General features: G+C 61.1%; 15 protein-coding genes. 6 read left to right on the top strand and 9 right to left on the bottom strand.

Annotation, left to right across the window (positions count from 1 at the left end; all coding sequences use genetic code 11):
* Positions 1–44 precede the first annotated feature (44 nt).
* The 4 genes from ruvC to aspS all read right to left on the bottom strand — a co-directional run bounded on the left by ruvC (position 45) and on the right by aspS (position 3,646).
* Positions 45–566 carry a crossover junction endodeoxyribonuclease RuvC gene (gene ruvC / locus AACV31_RS02560; RefSeq protein WP_007698955.1) on the bottom strand — a complete coding sequence of 174 codons (522 nt, stop codon included), beginning with the start codon at positions 564–566 and terminating at the stop codon, positions 45–47.
* 88 nt (positions 567–654) lie between these two features.
* Complete coding sequence (locus tag AACV31_RS02555; RefSeq protein ID WP_007762401.1) at positions 655–1,395, bottom strand: YebC/PmpR family DNA-binding transcriptional regulator; 741 nt, start codon at positions 1,393–1,395, stop codon at positions 655–657.
* A 27-nt stretch (positions 1,396–1,422) separates the two neighbouring features.
* Positions 1,423–1,866: a dihydroneopterin triphosphate diphosphatase gene (nudB, locus tag AACV31_RS02550; protein ID WP_161588617.1), complete on the bottom strand. Its 444-nt coding sequence runs from the start codon at positions 1,864–1,866 to the stop codon at positions 1,423–1,425.
* Position 1,867: 1 nt separating this feature from the next.
* Complete coding sequence (aspS, locus tag AACV31_RS02545; protein ID WP_007762407.1) at positions 1,868–3,646, bottom strand: aspartate--tRNA ligase; 1,779 nt, start codon at positions 3,644–3,646, stop codon at positions 1,868–1,870.
* 266 nt (positions 3,647–3,912) lie between these two features.
* Here aspS and AACV31_RS02540 point away from each other — a divergent pair, with 266 nt between their 5' ends.
* From AACV31_RS02540 to cmoB, 5 genes are all read left to right on the top strand, one after another.
* On the top strand, positions 3,913–4,479 hold the full coding sequence (locus tag AACV31_RS02540) for a hydrolase (RefSeq protein WP_007762418.1): 567 nt from the start codon (positions 3,913–3,915) through the stop codon (positions 4,477–4,479).
* Complete coding sequence (locus tag AACV31_RS02535) at positions 4,476–5,294, top strand: DUF72 domain-containing protein (protein ID WP_165154518.1); 819 nt, start codon at positions 4,476–4,478, stop codon at positions 5,292–5,294. Before AACV31_RS02540 ends, AACV31_RS02535 begins: the two co-directional genes overlap by 4 nt.
* Before the next feature lie 67 nt (positions 5,295–5,361).
* Entirely contained in the window at positions 5,362–5,757 is a 396-nt protein-coding gene (locus tag AACV31_RS02530) for an MAPEG family protein (RefSeq protein ID WP_007762436.1), read from the top strand.
* 40 nt (positions 5,758–5,797) lie between these two features.
* Positions 5,798–6,541, top strand: a complete 744-nt coding sequence (cmoA, locus tag AACV31_RS02525; RefSeq protein WP_007762439.1) for a carboxy-S-adenosyl-L-methionine synthase CmoA — start codon at positions 5,798–5,800, stop codon at positions 6,539–6,541.
* Complete coding sequence (cmoB, locus tag AACV31_RS02520; RefSeq protein ID WP_015741622.1) at positions 6,538–7,509, top strand: tRNA 5-methoxyuridine(34)/uridine 5-oxyacetic acid(34) synthase CmoB; 972 nt, start codon at positions 6,538–6,540, stop codon at positions 7,507–7,509. The genes cmoA and cmoB overlap by 4 nt, the downstream gene beginning before the upstream one ends.
* A gap of 36 nt (positions 7,510–7,545) precedes the next feature.
* Here the strand turns inward: cmoB and lysM are convergent, their stop codons facing one another.
* The 4 genes from lysM to cutC form a co-directional block, all read right to left on the bottom strand.
* Positions 7,546–7,992, bottom strand: coding sequence for a peptidoglycan-binding protein LysM (gene lysM, locus AACV31_RS02515; protein ID WP_007762447.1), 447 nt, complete (start codon positions 7,990–7,992; stop codon positions 7,546–7,548).
* 162 nt (positions 7,993–8,154) lie between these two features.
* Positions 8,155–9,993, bottom strand: coding sequence for a J domain-containing protein (locus AACV31_RS02510; protein ID WP_165154635.1), 1,839 nt, complete (start codon positions 9,991–9,993; stop codon positions 8,155–8,157).
* Positions 9,993–11,693 carry a molecular chaperone HscC gene (locus tag AACV31_RS02505; RefSeq protein ID WP_165154521.1) on the bottom strand — a complete coding sequence of 567 codons (1,701 nt, stop codon included), beginning with the start codon at positions 11,691–11,693 and terminating at the stop codon, positions 9,993–9,995. Before AACV31_RS02505 ends, AACV31_RS02510 begins: the two co-directional genes overlap by 1 nt.
* 203 nt (positions 11,694–11,896) lie before the next feature.
* Positions 11,897–12,637, bottom strand: coding sequence for a copper homeostasis protein CutC (gene cutC, locus AACV31_RS02500; RefSeq protein ID WP_165154524.1), 741 nt, complete (start codon positions 12,635–12,637; stop codon positions 11,897–11,899).
* An 85-nt stretch (positions 12,638–12,722) separates the two neighbouring features.
* Between cutC and AACV31_RS02495 the strand changes: the two genes are divergently transcribed.
* Positions 12,723–13,874 (top strand): MalY/PatB family protein, encoded by a 1,152-nt coding sequence (locus tag AACV31_RS02495; RefSeq protein WP_165154526.1) that lies wholly within the window; start codon positions 12,723–12,725, stop codon positions 13,872–13,874.
* Here AACV31_RS02495 and AACV31_RS02490 read toward each other — a convergent pair.
* Entirely contained in the window at positions 13,864–15,030 is a 1,167-nt protein-coding gene (locus AACV31_RS02490) for a zinc-dependent alcohol dehydrogenase (protein ID WP_075199232.1), read from the bottom strand. The genes AACV31_RS02495 and AACV31_RS02490 overlap by 11 nt on opposite strands.
* Positions 15,031–15,032 lie beyond the last annotated feature (2 nt).

Below are 15,032 nucleotides of genomic sequence, written 5' to 3'. Positions count from 1 at the left end.
CAGTTGCGAGGCGTCTCGCAAAGGAACGGTAACGCTGGTTACCGTTAGCGTAAACGTCCGCGCGCCAGATTCAGGCGCGATTCGCTGACCTGCATCGCGTTCTGGCTGACGTGGCAATGGGTAATGGCGATGGCGAGCGCATCCGCCGCATCCGCCTGCGGGTTAGCGGAGAGTTTCAGCAGCGTGCGCACCATATGCTGCACCTGGCTTTTTTCCGCGCTGCCGATGCCCACCACCGTTTGCTTCACCTGACGCGCCGCATATTCAAACACGGGCAGATCCTGGTTCACCGCCGCGACAATCGCCGCGCCGCGCGCCTGCCCAAGCTTGAGCGCCGAATCGGCGTTTTTCGCCATAAAGACCTGTTCGATAGCGAAATAGTCGGGGTGGAACTGGGTGATGATTTCGCTGACGCCCGCGTAGATAAGCTTCAGACGTGAAGGCAAATCCGTGACGCTGGTACGGATACAGCCGCTGCCGAGATAGGTCAGCTGGCGCCCGGTCTGGCGGATAACGCCGTAACCGGTGACGCGCGACCCCGGGTCGATGCCCAGAATAATGCTCATTGCGCGTCTCCTGAAGAAAAGCCTGTGGGAACAAGAGAAGAGATCAGACTGCGGACGTCGCCGCCCGCAGCCTGAAAGATGACGGGTATCACAGGGTCGCCGCAACCTCGTCGGAGATCTCACCGTTGTGGTAAACCTCCTGCACGTCGTCGCAGTCTTCCAGCATATCGATAAGACGCAGCAGCTTCGGCGCGGTTTCCGCATCCATATCCGCTTTGGTGGACGGGATCATGGACACTTCCGCGTTATCGGCTTTCAGGCCCGCCGCTTCCAGCGCGTCACGTACCGCGCCCATCTCTTCCCAGGCGGTGTAGACGTCGATAGCGCCGTCGTCATACGTCACCACATCTTCAGCGCCCGCTTCAAGCGCGGCTTCCATAATGGTGTCTTCGTCGCCCGCGTCGAAGGAGATAACGCCTTTCTTGCTGAACAGGTACGCCACGGAGCCATCGGTGCCGAGGTTGCCGCCGCACTTGCTGAAGGCGTGACGCACTTCGGCAACGGTACGGTTACGGTTGTCGGAGAGGCATTCCACCATGACCGCGGTGCCGCCAGGGCCGTAACCTTCATAAATGATGGTTTCCATGTTCGCGTCTTCGTCACCGCCGACGCCGCGCGCGATGGCGCGGTTCAGGGTGTCGCGCGTCATGTTATTGGCCAGCGCTTTATCGATAGCCGCGCGCAGACGCGGGTTAGAGCCCGGATCGCCGCCGCCCAGACGCGCCGCGGTGACCAGCTCGCGAATAATTTTAGTGAAGATTTTACCGCGCTTGGCATCCTGTGCCGCTTTGCGGTGTTTGGTGTTGGCCCATTTACTATGACCTGCCATAAAAATATCTCCAGAAAGCGCGCCTTTTCAGGCGGCGTTAATAACAAATTCTTCAATCGCCTGCCGGTTGCTCCAGGACTTGGTCAGCGTGGCCGCCTCGGCGGCGTCCACCCAGCGGTACGTCAGGTGCTCGGTAAATACGATCTCCCGCTCTGTCGGCAGCGCCAGACAGAACCAGGACTCCGTATTACGCGTGACCCCCGGCGCATAGCGATGACGTAAATGACTGAAAATTTCAAACTCCACCGTGCGCTGACAGTCCATCAAGGTCAGTTGCTCAGAAGCAACGTCAATGGAGACCTCTTCCTTTACTTCGCGCGCGGCGGCCTGCGGCGCGGTTTCCCCCGCTTCCAGGCTGCCGGTGACCGACTGCCAGAAATCGGGATCGTCGCGCCGCTGCAACATGAGCACCCGTTTCGTGTCCTGGGCGTAGATAACCACCAGCACAGAAACAGGGTGCTTATAGTGCATATTACTTATTCTCCGGCGACGCTTTTTTCACGACTTCGATGCCCAGCTCAGCCAGCGCCGTCGGGTTCCCGAAGCTCGGCGCTTCGGTCATCAGACAGGCGGCCGCGGTGGTTTTCGGGAAGGCGATGACATCGCGGATGTTATCCGTGCCGGTCAGCAACATGGTCAGACGGTCAAGACCGAACGCCAGGCCCGCGTGCGGCGGCGTACCGAATTTCAGCGCGTCCAGCAGGAAGCCGAACTTCTCGCGCTGCTCTTGCTCATTGATGCCCAGAATGCCGAACACGGTCTGCTGCATTTCGCCACGGTGGATACGCACCGAGCCGCCGCCCACCTCATAACCGTTGATAACCATGTCGTAGGCGTTCGCCACAGCCTCTTCCGGCGCCGCTTTCAGCTCGTCGGCGCTCATGTCTTTCGGCGCGGTAAACGGATGGTGCATCGCGCTCAGGCCGCCTTCGCCGTCGTCTTCAAACATCGGGAAGTCGATAACCCACAGCGGCGCCCATTTGGCTTCGTCGGTCAGGCTCAGGTCTTTGCCGAGCTTCAGGCGCAGCGCGCCCAGCGCGTCGGCGACCACTTTTTTGTTGTCGGCGCCGAAGAAAATCATGTCGCCGTCCTGCGCGCCGGTGCGCTCAAGGATAGCCTCGACGATTTCCGCGTTCAGGAATTTGGCCACCGGGCTGTTAATGCCCTCCAGGCCCTTCGCGCGCTCGTTGACTTTGATATACGCAAGCCCTTTAGCGCCGTAAATTTTGACGAAGTTGCCGTAGTCGTCAATCTGCTTACGGCTCAGCTGGGCACCGCCCGGCACGCGCAGCGCGGCGACGCGGCCTTTCGGATCGTTAGCCGGGCCCGCGAAGACCGCGAACTCTACGTTTTTCAGGAGATCGGCAACGTCCACCAGCTCCATCGGGTTACGCAGGTCCGGTTTATCGGAGCCGTAACGACGCTCGGCTTCGGCGAAGGTCATGACCGGGAAATCGCCCAAATCCACGCCTTTCACGTCAAGCCACAGCTGACGGATCAGTTTTTCCATCACTTCACGCACCTGCGGCGCGGTCATGAAGGAGGTTTCGACGTCGATCTGGGTAAATTCAGGCTGACGGTCAGCGCGCAGGTCTTCGTCGCGGAAGCATTTTACAATCTGATAGTAGCGATCGAAGCCGGACATCATCAGCAGCTGTTTAAAAAGCTGCGGAGACTGCGGCAGCGCGTAGAACTTGCCTTTATGCACGCGGGACGGCACGAGGTAGTCGCGTGCGCCTTCCGGCGTGGCTTTGGTCAGCATCGGGGTTTCGATGTCGAGGAAGCCGTGGTCATCCATAAAGCGGCGCACGAAGCTGGTGATTTTCGCGCGGGTTTTCAGGCGCTGGGCCATCTCCGGGCGACGCAGGTCGAGATAGCGGTATTTCAGACGCGCTTCTTCGCTGTTGACCTGATTGGAGTCGAGCGGCAGCGGCTCGGCGCGGTTGATGATGGTTAGTTCGGTGGCGAACACTTCCACTTCGCCGGTCGCCATATCGCGGTTGACGTTTTTCTCATCGCGCGCGCGCACGGTCCCGGTGATTTGAATGCAGAACTCATTACGCAGTTCAGAGGCGAGGCTGAAGGCGTCGGCACGATCCGGGTCGAAGAACACCTGAACGATGCCTTCACGATCGCGCATGTCGATAAAAATCAGACTGCCGAGATCGCGACGACGGTTGACCCAACCACACAGAGTCACTTGCTGTCCGACGTGGGACAGATTGAGCTGCCCGCAATATTCTGTACGCATGAGATTTCCCTTAATTTAGCCGCAGGCCGTTTGTCACCTGCCCTGCAGGCACCACTGTCGCAGCTTTGGCTGAATGTCACTACTGGGTGAAAAAAGGGGGCTATTATACTGGAAATTCCGCGCCGCGATAAGCCCGAAGCCGCGCGCTCGCGCGATTGCTGCGCGTAAATTGTCGCTTCTCACAAAATTTAACAAAAATAGACAACCGCCCGGCGCGTGACGCCAGTAAGGTACTCATCCAAAACCTACTTTCAAAGGGAGTCTCTATGTTAACGCTTAATCCCGCCACCACCGCGCTGGTGGTTATCGATTTACAGGAAGGGATCCTGCCCTTTGCCGGCGGCCCGCACAGCGCCGACGACGTCGTGGCACGCGCCGCAAGGCTTGCCGAGAAATGCCGCGCCGCAGGCGCGCCGGTGGTGATGGTGCGTGTCGGCTGGTCGAAGGATTTCAGCGAAGCGTTGAAACAGCCCGTAGATGCGCCGATTGCCGGTCATACGCTGCCCGAAGAGTGGTGGCGCTACCCGGTCGCGCTCGGCAAACGCGACAGCGACATCGAAGTAACCAAACGCCAGTGGGGCGCCTTCTACGGCACCGATCTGGAGCTACAATTACGTCGTCGCGGCATCACGACGATCATTCTGTGCGGCATCTCGACCAACATTGGCGTGGAATCCACCGCGCGCAACGCCTGGGAGATGGGTTTTGAACTGGTCGTCGCCGAAGACGCCTGCTCGGCCGCCGACGCCGATCAGCACAACGGCAGCATGACGCATATTTTCCCGCGCATCGGGCGGGTTCGTTCCACAGAGGAGATCCTCGCAGCCCTATGATTTATCTCGGTCTGCCGCAGTGGTCGCACCCGAAATGGGTGCGGCTTGGCATTACATCGCTTGAAGATTACGCCCGCCACTTTAACTGCGTGGAAGGCAACACCACGCTATACGCGCTGCCGAAGGCGGAGATCGTTGAGCGCTGGCACGCGCAGACCCATGACGATTTCCGCTTCTGCTTTAAATTCCCGGCCACCATTTCGCATAACGCCGCGCTGCGTCACTGCGACGATTTAACCGCCGAGTTTTTCGCGCGGATGGCGCCGCTCGAAGCCCGCATTGGCCAGTACTGGCTGCAGCTGCCCGCCGCGTTCGGCCCGCGCGATCTGCCTGCGCTGTGGGCGTTTCTCGACGCCCTGCCGGGCAGCTTTACGTATGGCGTTGAAGTGCGCCACCCCGATTTCTTCGCCAAAGGCGAGGCGGAGCTTTCGCTCAACCGCGGACTTATCGCGCGCGGCGTCAACCGCGTGATGCTCGACAGCCGCCCGGTGCATGCCGCCCTGCCTCACAGCCCGGCGGTGATCGACGCCCAGCGCAAAAAGCCTAAAGTGCCGGTTCATGCGCTCATCACGGCGCAGCATCCAATGGTGCGGTTTATCGGCAGCGACGATATGGCGCAAAACGCGGACTTTTTCGCGGTCTGGCTTGCCAAACTCGCGCTGTGGCAGCAGACCACCACGCCTTATCTCTTTCTCCACACGCCGGATATCGAGCATGCGCCGGAGCTGGTGCACACGCTGTGGCCCGCGCTTCGCGAGGCGCTGCCGACCCTTGGCGACGAGCCCGCCATCCCCCATCAGGACACCCTCTTTTAGGGCAGCGACAATATGGCCGCGCCACGCTATCATAAAGGCGCCATTAACAGCGTTAAACGGAGTTTCTATGGTAAGCGCGCTTTATGCGGTTCTGGGTGCGTTGTTGTTGATGAAGTTCTCTTTCGATGTGGTTCGTCTGCGGATGCAGTACCGCGTCGCCTATGGCGATGGAGGTTTTAGCGAACTGCAAAGCGCTATCCGCATACATGGCAACGCGGTGGAGTATCTGCCCATCGGCCTGTTGCTGCTGCTGTTTATGGAGATGAACGGCGCGCAGAACTGGATGCTGCACGTCTGCGGCCTGCTGCTGCTTGTCGGTCGTCTGATGCACTATTACGGCTTCCATCACCGGCTGTTGCGCTGGCGGCGCAGCGGCATGAGCGCCACCTATACCGCGCTGCTGCTGATGGTGCTGGCCAACATCTGGTATATGCCCTGGGAGTTGGTTTTCTCGTTTCATTAGCGCAAAATACGCCCCTTTCGTTTTCCCCAGGATTTACGCTATGTCAAATCGCGACACGCTGTTCTCCGCGCCTATCGCCCGTCTGGGCGACTGGACTTTCGATGAGCGGGTGGCTGAAGTCTTCCCCGATATGATCCAGCGTTCCGTGCCGGGCTATTCCAATATCATCTCTATGATTGGCATGCTGGCGGAGCGCTTTGTCCAGCCCGCAAGCCAGGTTTACGATCTTGGCTGTTCGCTCGGCGCCGCCACGCTCTCGGTGCGCCGCAACGTGCATCATGACGGCTGTAAAATCATCGCGGTGGATAACTCGCCCGCCATGGTGGAGCGCTGCCGTCGCCATCTTGATGCCTTCAAAGCGCAGACCCCGGTCGAGGTGATTGAGGACGATATCCGCAATATCACCATTGAGAACGCCTCTATGGTGGTGCTGAACTTCACGCTCCAGTTCCTGAACCCGGACGACCGCCAGCTGCTGCTCAATAAAATCTGTCAGGGGCTGAATCCTGGCGGCGCGCTGGTGCTGTCGGAAAAATTCAGTTTTGAAGACAGCGTGGTGGGCGAACTGCTGTTCAATATGCATCACGACTTCAAGCGCGCGAATGGCTATAGCGAGCTGGAAATCAGCCAGAAACGCAGCATGCTGGAAAACGTGATGCTTACCGACTCCGTGGAAACCCACAAAGCGCGCCTGCGCAAGGCGGGGTTTGAGCACAGCGAACTCTGGTTCCAGTGCTTTAACTTCGGCTCGCTGGTGGCGGTGAAAGGCGGGAGCGCGGCATGATCGATTTCGGCAAATTTTATCAGCAGATCGCCTGCGGCCCGCTCGCCCACTGGCTGGAAACCCTGCCCGCCCAGGTCGCGGCCTGGCAACGCGACGCCCTGCACGGCCAGTTTAAACAGTGGTACAACTCTCTCGACAATCTGCCTGCCCTTGTGCCAGACCAGCTTGATTTGCTGCACAGCGTCAGCGCGCAGAGCGCCGAACCATTGAGCGATGGCCAACGCAAGCGCATCGAACAGCTGCTGCGCACGCTGATGCCGTGGCGTAAAGGGCCGTTCTCGCTCTACGGTATCGATATCGACACCGAATGGCGATCCGATCTCAAATGGGATCGCGTGCTGCCGCATATTACGCCGCTGGCCGGGCGCACCATTCTGGATGTCGGCTGCGGGAGCGGCTATCACCTGTGGCGTATGGTCGGCGCGGGCGCGCAGCTCGCGGTCGGTATCGATCCGACGCAGCTCTTCCTGTGTCAGTTCGAGGCGGTGCGTAAGCTTTTAGGCGGTGACAACCGCGCGCATGTGCTGCCGCTCGGCATTGAGCAGATGCCCGCGCTGAACGCGTTCGATACCGTCTTTTCGATGGGCGTGCTCTATCACCGCCGCTCGCCGCTGGATCATCTCTGGCAGCTTAAAGATCAGCTGGTGAAAGAAGGCGAGCTGGTGCTGGAAACGCTGGTGGTGGAAGGCGATGAAAACACCGTGCTGGTGCCGGGCGAACGCTACGCGCAGATGCGTAACGTCTATTTTATTCCGTCCGCGCCTGCGCTGAAAAACTGGCTGGAGAAGTGCGGTTTTGTGGATGTGAAAATCGCTGATTTCTCGGTCACCACCGTAGAAGAGCAGCGCCGCACCGCCTGGATGGAAACGGAATCGCTGGCGGATTTCCTCGATCCCGATGACGCCACCAAAACCCGCGAAGGCTACCCCGCCCCGCTGCGCGCCGTCCTGGTCGCACGCAAGCCCTGATGGGTTCTCCCGCACCGGCGTGCGGGAGAGGCGTTTTTATTTCGGAATACGCAGCACCTGGCCTGGATAAATTTTTTCCGGGCTGGTCAGCATCGGTTTATTGGCTTCAAAGATTTTGGGATATTGATTCGCGTCGCCATAAACCTCTTTCGAGATAGCGCTGAGCGTGTCGCCTTTTTTCACCGTATAGTACTGGCTTTCCGGCGCCGGGGTGGTCACCGCGACATTGTCATCGACATGCCCGATCCCCGCGATATTGCCGACGGCCACCAGGATTTTCTCTTTCGCTTCCTGGCTCAGGCCTTGCCCGGTTACGGTCGCTTTGCCGTCATCCACCTGCACCTGCACTTTATCCGCATCCGGGATGCCGGTTTTTTTGAGGTGCTCCTGCACTTTGGCGTTCTGCGCCGCCGCATCGTTATGTCCGGAAACGCTGTCCCAGATTTTCTCGCCCGCTTCTTTCACAAAATTCAGTAATCCCATAACTCCTCCTCAAAAAAAATTCACCCTGAGAAGTCTGGCAAACAAATCGAGGAATAAACCAGGCGGCAACGTGCTGGTTGCGTTAAAAGCGACCAGCCTGGCGGGGAAACCGTCAGCGGGCGCGGAGAAACAACAAGCCCGGCGATGCCGGGCTGATAAGCGCTAGTTGTCGCAGCGCGCGTGCCATTCATGATTAACCCGCTCGCTGCATGCCTGCGGATCGTTGAGGTTACGGCACAGCGGCGGCATGGGCGGCGGCGTGCCGCAATCCGTCGGCGCAGGCCCGACGCGCCCGGGCCTTGCCTCGCCGCGCGTGACGACAGGCTGCGTGTCCTGCGGCGGCGTGGCCTGCGGTTTGCCCGGCAGCAGCGCGCGCACGCCGGTGATGATGGCGAAAAACAGCAATGCCAGCAGCACCTGTTTCTTCAAACCGCTGCGTTTCGGCGCCGATGGTTTGCGATACCGCCGCAGCGCGCCGGGATAGCGCCAGAGATCGGTCCAGGCCAGCAATAGCGTCACAATGACAAACACCCACATCGCCAGCCGGCCGCAGCTCGCCGCGATAACGAGGCTGACCACGCAGAACGGGATTACATGCGCGAACAGCCGCCAGCGTTTGCGCCGCCGGGAGTAGATAAACCGCGGCAGCAGCCGCTCGCTCAGCGCAGCGTCATTGGCGGAAAAGGGTCGGGTTAATCCCTGCCATAAGACCAGCGGGAAGATACCCACCACCATCGCCACGACAGGCGCCACCAGTACACGCAGTACCACGCCCCAGGGGGTAATGGTGCCGTTATATAACGCGGGCAGCATCCAGCTGAAAGTCGCCATCATCAGACCGACAAACCAGATGCTGCGCAGCATTGGACCGTGCGCCTTGTTTAGCTTGTGGTACGTCTGTTGCCACGCGTGGATATCCGCGCCCGCAAAACGCGGGATAAGCGCCGGATGGCCGAGCGCCAGCAGGTCGTTCAGCCTGGCGCAGGCCTGCCAGTCTTCATCGGTGTAGTCGAGCCCGGCCAGCATGCGGGCGTCTTCATCCTGCACGCGCAATACCATTTGCGCCGCCCGGTGCGCCGGGCTGTCGCCTGGGGCGTCGCGCTGCGCCGCAAGCTGCGCATACAGCCGTTCATCCTCGTCGCGGGCGATGACCTGCGCCCACAGTTCCGGCAAATCCGGCCGCTCGCCGCGCGTCTCATACCAGTGAAAGAGCGTGCAGAGCGCCGCGAAGCGCTCTGGCAACCAGTCAGGCTGCGCGTCCAGCAGCGTCAGCGCCAGCTGTTGCAACTGGCGTTGCCCGTCGTAGCTTTGCAGCCAGGGCGTATTCGCCAGCGCGCGCAGGCAGGCGATATAACGGGCGTCGTGCCCTTCCTCCAGCGCCGTCTGCATCTGTTCGGCATAAGGTGCGAGCAGCACGGTGCGCAGCCGGTTCTGCTGCGCGTCGTCAGGGGTCAGGCGTTGCCCTGGCGTCAGCCACTGAAAGAGCGCCTGCGCGCGGGCGGCAAAAGCGTGCTCATCAGGGGCGAGATGCCACAGACAGCGCGTCAGCACCGCCTCTTCGAAGATACGCGCCTCTCCCGCCTCCTGGGCCGTCAGCCAGCGCGCGTTGAGGTTTTCTTCATTTAACCCGTCGATCAAGGCCGCCGTGCGCGGCGGCGCATATACCGGCGCCCGGCGAACAGGCTCGCTTTGTGGCGGCTCAGGATCGCTGAAGTGCGGCGTCAGCGGCGTGGCATCGGCCTCCCTGCGCGCGTCGGCTTCGCTGTCGTCATCGTGCTCTTCGTCGGCATCGTCACAGACGTCGTCTTCGTCGTAGTCGTCTTCGTCGTCCGCGACGCCGCGACGCGCCTGCTCCAGCGCCTCTTCATAGGCGTCGCGCAGTTGCTGAAAGCCTTGCGGATCGTCATCCGGTCGGCACCCTTTCAGTAATCTGGCGTAGGCACGTTTAATGGCGCGCTCGTCCGCGCCGGGCGCAAGCCCGAGGATCTCCAGCGCGCGCATCAGAAGAGCCACATCCCGGCTTCGATAGCGTCCGCCTGCTGCGTTATCTCGTGACGGGCTTTATCAATGCGCGCGTCATCCTGGCTCTCCAGCGCCTGCTGGAAGCGCACCCCGAGATAGCTTATCTCCTCGCGCAGTTCGCCGGTGTTTTCCTGGTACAGGCGGTCGAGCCGGGCCAGCAGATGCGTATTGGGCTGACGTTCGCGCGGATGAATTTTCAGCGCGCTCAGCTGTGCAAGGCGTTCGGCAATCTCTTGCGTCGTCAGCACGCCGGGATTATTTTCGATAATCAGCTGATGGCGCTCGCCGGTCAGCGGCACCGTGACCTCCGCCTCCAGAATGCCGTTGACGTCGTAAGTAAAGCGCACGTCCAGCGACACCTCGCCCGCCGGTTTCGGCGGCACCGACACGCGCATCCTGCCAAGCTCAATGTTGTCCTTCACCAGACGGCTCTCGCCCTGGTAAATGGTAAACTCCACCACCGTCTGGTTATCCGCCAGCGTGCAGACCCTTTTCATCCGGCTCACCGGCACCACGACGTTGCGCTCAATCACCGGCAGATAGTGGCCCTCGTCAAGGTGACGGCCGAAAGCTTTGACGGTTTCAATACCCAGCGTATAGGGGCAGACATCGGTCAGCACCACCTCTTCCAGCGCCGCGTCGCGTTTTTTCAGCGCGGCCTGAACAGCGGCGCCAAGCGCCACCGTCTCGTCAGGGTTTATCGACACCGACGGAAAACGGCCAAACAGGCTGGCCGCCAGACGGCGCACCAGCGGCATGCGGGTCGCGCCGCCCACCAGCAGAATGTCGTCGAGATCCGCCACGCGAATGCGGGCGTCGCGCAGCGCGCGCTCAATCGGCTGGCGCAGCCGGGTCAATAGCGGCGCGAAAATATCATTCAGATCGCCCTGATGAATCGTCTGGCTCCAGGTCTGGTCTTCGGCGTGCAGCGTAAAGGTGGCGGCATGACTCTCGCCAAGCGCATGGCGCACCCGTTCGGCCTCGCGGCGCAGGGCGTGAGTGTGCGCCGCCGGGTCCGGCAGGCCGCCCGCCGCCCTCTGGCGCGCCACGAAAACCTCAATCAGCGCCTGGTCGAAATCTTCGCCGCCGAGAAAGTTGTCCCCGGCGCTGGCGCGCACTTCCATCACGCCTTCGAACAACTCCAGCACCGAGACGTCAAAGGTGCCGCCGCCGAGATCGAACACCAGAAACGTGCCCTCTTCTTCCCGCCGATGCAGGCCGTAGGCCAGCGCCGCCGCGGTTGGTTCGTTAATCAGTTTTTCAACCTTCAGCCCGGCCAGTTCGCCCGCGATGCGCGTGGCTTTACGCTGGGCATCGCTGAAGTACGCCGGTACGCTGATGACCGCTTCGGTAACCGGCTCGCCGCAGGCGCGCTCAATATCTTCTTTCAGGCTGCGCAGCACCAGCGCCGACAGCTCTTCGGCGCGGAACAGTTTATCCCCGAGCCGGACGGTCCAGGCGGTGCCCATATGGCGTTTGAAAAGCGCGGTGGTGAGGTGTGGGTGCGTGTACAGGCGCTCGCGGGCGGCTTTGCCCACCAGCACGCGCCCCTCGTCGTCGAGGCCGACGACGCTTGGCGTGAGCAATTCTCCCAGCGCGTTAGCGATAAGCCGTGGATGGCCTTCCTGCCAGATGGCGGCGAGGCTATTGGTGGTGCCGAGATCGATGCCGACGATCATCCTGTTCTCCCTTTGCAGGTCTGCGACAGACATTGACAATGCGAGGCATCTTCCCTGAGCGGCCCGGTAAAGACAAGACGACCACCAGATCTGGTAGGCGGGCGCGGGCGCGCATAAAAAAAGCCCCGGCAAAAGACCGGGGCCTGGTACGAGCAAGCATCATATTGGGCGACATGATGTGCGGTAAAAACTGAGGGCAAAAATCAGTGCGCTGACGAAAGCACCGCCTTCATGGCGGCTACCGCGTCGCCATCCACCTGGTAACGTGAGTATTCGTCGGCGCTGGCGTCCGATGACATCGAGACGCCGGTATTGCGATAACGCATGGGAGAGGCAACGTGGATGCCCGCTGAGCTGTGAAGCTCGTCTATCCCCTGCGCCAGGAACAGGTTAAGGTTGCTAAGCCGTACCCCTGCACCGGCCATAATGATTGGAGCACGGGTTCTGCGCTTTAGTTCCGTAATTAATAAAATTCCTTTTTCCGCGCTCGCCTGCTGGCCGGAAGTCAGGATGCGCGCCACGCCGAGATCGGTTAATTCTTCCAGCGCTTTCAACGGGCTGGCACACATATCAAAGGCGCGATGAAACGTCACCGCCATCCCTTCGGCGGCGCGCATTATCTTGCGCATCCGCGCCAGATCCACCTCGCCGTCTTCATTCAGCACGCCGGTCACGAGGCCGGGAAAGCCCAGCTCGCGGATAAACGCGATATCGTCCAGCATCGCCGCGAACTCACTCTCGCTGTAGCAAAAATCGCCGCCGCGCGGGCGCACGATAGGATGAACGGGGATCGTTATCTGCGCCCGCACGCCGTTGAGCACGCCCGCAGAGGGCGTCAGGCCGCCCTCATTAATGGCTGAACAAAGCTCGATCCGATCAGCGCCCGCCGCCTCTGCGGTCTTCGCGCAGGCCTGGCTGTAACAGCAGATTTCCAGTACCGCCATGGGTAACTCCCTGTAAATTAAAGTAGTGGTCAGCGCCCGGTAAACGGCTTAGTCTGAAAGCCCCTTTGGCGCAGGACAACGTATCATGGCATTCAATTTCGACGAAGAGATCAACCGCCGTCACAGCGACAGCATTAAGTGGAACGCCCATGAGGAATCGGTGCTGCCGATGTGGGTGGCCGACACCGATTTCCGTTCGCCCGCCTGCATTACCGACGCGCTGATGGCGCGTGTGCAGCACGGCGTGTTTGGCTACGGCGCGCATCCGCAGGGGCTGGCCGGGGCCTTCGTTGAATGGTGCCAGCGCCGCTATCAGTGGCGCGTCGACCCGCAGTGGCTGGTCTTTATGCCAGGAATTGTCGCGGGACTGAATATCTCGGTGCGCGCGTTTACTTCGCCTGAGGAAACTACGGTTGCGCCGACGCCGATTTACCCGCCGTTTCGCAAATCCGCCGCGCTCGCCGGACGCGCCCAGCTTAACGCGCCGTTACAGGCGCGCGGCGAGCGGCTGGTGATGGATCCTGAAAGCCTGCGCCCGCAACTCACCGGGCGCGAAAAACTGCTGATGCTCTGTAATCCGCAAAACCCCGGCGGCACCGCGTATCGACGCGACGAGCTGGAGGCGCAGCTCGCGTTCGCGCAGGAGCATGACCTTATCGTCTGCTCCGATGAAATACACTGCGATCTGATCCTCACGCCCGGCGTGCAGCATATTCCGTTCGCCTCGCTGAGCGAAGACGCGGCGCGGCGCTCCATCACGCTGATGTCGCCCTCGAAAACGTTTAATATCGCGGGGCTTGGCGCCTCGGTGGCGGTTATCCCTGATGCCGCGCTGCGTCAGCGTTTTTGCGCCGCGCGCGAAGGTATTGTGCCGCATGTGGATGTACTGGCGCTGACCGCCGCTGAAGCGGCCTGGCGCGGCGGCGAGCCGTGGCTTGCCGAACAGCTTTCATATTTACGTCGCAACCGCGACCGCTTATACGCGGCTATCAATGCGCTGCCGGGGCTTGAAATGGTGCGCCCGGAGGCGACCTATCTGGCGTGGGTGGATGCAGCCGGGCTTAGCGTGGAAAATCCGACGCGCTTCTTTAAGCGCCAGGGGCTCGGTTTCTCCCCCGGCGCGGATTTCGGCGCGCCGCAACACGTGCGGATTAACTTCGGCTGTACGGCCGCCACGCTGGAGACCGCCATTACGCGCCTGCAACGTGCGGTCGAAGCCGCGAACGTCAGGGCTTAAACACTGCCCGCACGCAGCCGTCCTCTTTATTTTTGAACATTTCATAGCCGCGCGGCGCGTCTTCCAGCGAGAAGCGGTGCGTGGCGAGGAAATCGGTGCGCAGCTCGCCCCGCGCGGCGTGGTCCAGCAGGCGTTTCATGTAGGTCTGTCCGTGCTGCTGGGCGGTGCGAATGGTTAATCCTTTATTCATCGCCACGCCGAGCGGGAATTTATCCATCATCCCGTAGACGCCCAGAATGGCGAGCGTGCCGCCTTTACGGCAGGCGCGGATCGCCTGACGCAGCGCGGCGCCGATGTCGGTATGCATTTTGAGCGCCTGTTTGGTGCGGTCATACGCGTACTCCAGCCCTTCGCCGTGCGCTTCCATCCCTACCGCGTCGATGCAGCTGTCCGGGCCGCGACCGCCGGTTATCTCAAGCAACGCTTCGTAGATATCCACTTTGGTGTAATCCAGCGGGATCGCGCCGACGATATCGCGCGCCATCGCCAGGCGTTCCGGGAAACGGTCGATGGCGATCACTTTCTCGGCGCCCATCAGATACGCGCTCTGGGCCGCCATCAGCCCGACGCCGCCGCAGCCCCACACCGCGACCGTATCGCCGGGGTGGATATTGCAGAAATCCGCGCCCATGTAGCCCGTCGGCGCGGCGTCGGACAGAAACAGCGCCTGCTCGTCAGAGACGGTTTCCGGCACGATAAAGCAGTCGTTATCGGCGAACGGCACGCGCACATATTCGGCGTGCGAGCCGGCGTAGCCGCCGAACGCATGGCTGTAGGCATAAATGCCTGCCGTCGGGTAGCCCAGGATTTTTTCCTGCATGTGCGCGTTCGGGTTGGTGTTATCGCAGCAGGAGGTCAGCCCGTGGCTACAGTACCAGCAGGAGCCGCACGAGATAAACGACGGCACCACGACGCGGTCGCCGCGGCGGATATTTTTGACCTCCGGGCCCACTTCCACTACTTCGCCCATAAATTCATGGCCAAGAATATCGCCCTCTTCCATGCTCGGGATAAGCCCGTCGATGACGTGCAAATCGGAGCCGCAGGTCGTGGTCAGCCCCACTTTAAGGATCACATCATGCGGGTTGACGATAGTCGGATCGCCCACGGTCTCCACACGCAGATCGTTGACGCCGTTCCAGCAGAGTGCTCGCATCG

The sequence above is a fragment of the Cronobacter sp. EKM101R genome (genome assembly GCF_963888145.1).
GTDB classification, from domain to species: domain Bacteria; phylum Pseudomonadota; class Gammaproteobacteria; order Enterobacterales; family Enterobacteriaceae; genus Cronobacter; species Cronobacter turicensis.
This window is presented reverse-complemented; position numbering and strand designations above follow the sequence as displayed.

What these genes read in the sequence shown, in the direction of transcription:
- AACV31_RS02535 (WP_165154518.1), top strand. Translation starts at nt 4,476, where the DNA reads ATGATTTATCTCGGTCTGCCGCAGTGGTCGCACCCGAAATGGGTGCGG.
- AACV31_RS02490 (WP_075199232.1), bottom strand. Translation starts at nt 15,030, where the DNA reads ATGCGAGCACTCTGCTGGAACGGCGTCAACGATCTGCGTGTGGAGACC.
- AACV31_RS02510 (WP_165154635.1), bottom strand. Translation starts at nt 9,993, where the DNA reads ATGCGCGCGCTGGAGATCCTCGGGCTTGCGCCCGGCGCGGACGAGCGC.
- nudB (WP_161588617.1), bottom strand. Translation starts at nt 1,866, where the DNA reads ATGCACTATAAGCACCCTGTTTCTGTGCTGGTGGTTATCTACGCCCAG.
- AACV31_RS02495 (WP_165154526.1), top strand. Translation starts at nt 12,723, where the DNA reads ATGGCATTCAATTTCGACGAAGAGATCAACCGCCGTCACAGCGACAGC.
- AACV31_RS02555 (WP_007762401.1), bottom strand. Translation starts at nt 1,395, where the DNA reads ATGGCAGGTCATAGTAAATGGGCCAACACCAAACACCGCAAAGCGGCA.
- AACV31_RS02540 (WP_007762418.1), top strand. Translation starts at nt 3,913, where the DNA reads ATGTTAACGCTTAATCCCGCCACCACCGCGCTGGTGGTTATCGATTTA.
- ruvC (WP_007698955.1), bottom strand. Translation starts at nt 566, where the DNA reads ATGAGCATTATTCTGGGCATCGACCCGGGGTCGCGCGTCACCGGTTAC.
- AACV31_RS02505 (WP_165154521.1), bottom strand. Translation starts at nt 11,693, where the DNA reads ATGATCGTCGGCATCGATCTCGGCACCACCAATAGCCTCGCCGCCATC.
- aspS (WP_007762407.1), bottom strand. Translation starts at nt 3,646, where the DNA reads ATGCGTACAGAATATTGCGGGCAGCTCAATCTGTCCCACGTCGGACAG.
- cutC (WP_165154524.1), bottom strand. Translation starts at nt 12,637, where the DNA reads ATGGCGGTACTGGAAATCTGCTGTTACAGCCAGGCCTGCGCGAAGACC.
- cmoA (WP_007762439.1), top strand. Translation starts at nt 5,798, where the DNA reads ATGTCAAATCGCGACACGCTGTTCTCCGCGCCTATCGCCCGTCTGGGC.
- lysM (WP_007762447.1), bottom strand. Translation starts at nt 7,992, where the DNA reads ATGGGATTACTGAATTTTGTGAAAGAAGCGGGCGAGAAAATCTGGGAC.
- AACV31_RS02530 (WP_007762436.1), top strand. Translation starts at nt 5,362, where the DNA reads ATGGTAAGCGCGCTTTATGCGGTTCTGGGTGCGTTGTTGTTGATGAAG.
- cmoB (WP_015741622.1), top strand. Translation starts at nt 6,538, where the DNA reads ATGATCGATTTCGGCAAATTTTATCAGCAGATCGCCTGCGGCCCGCTC.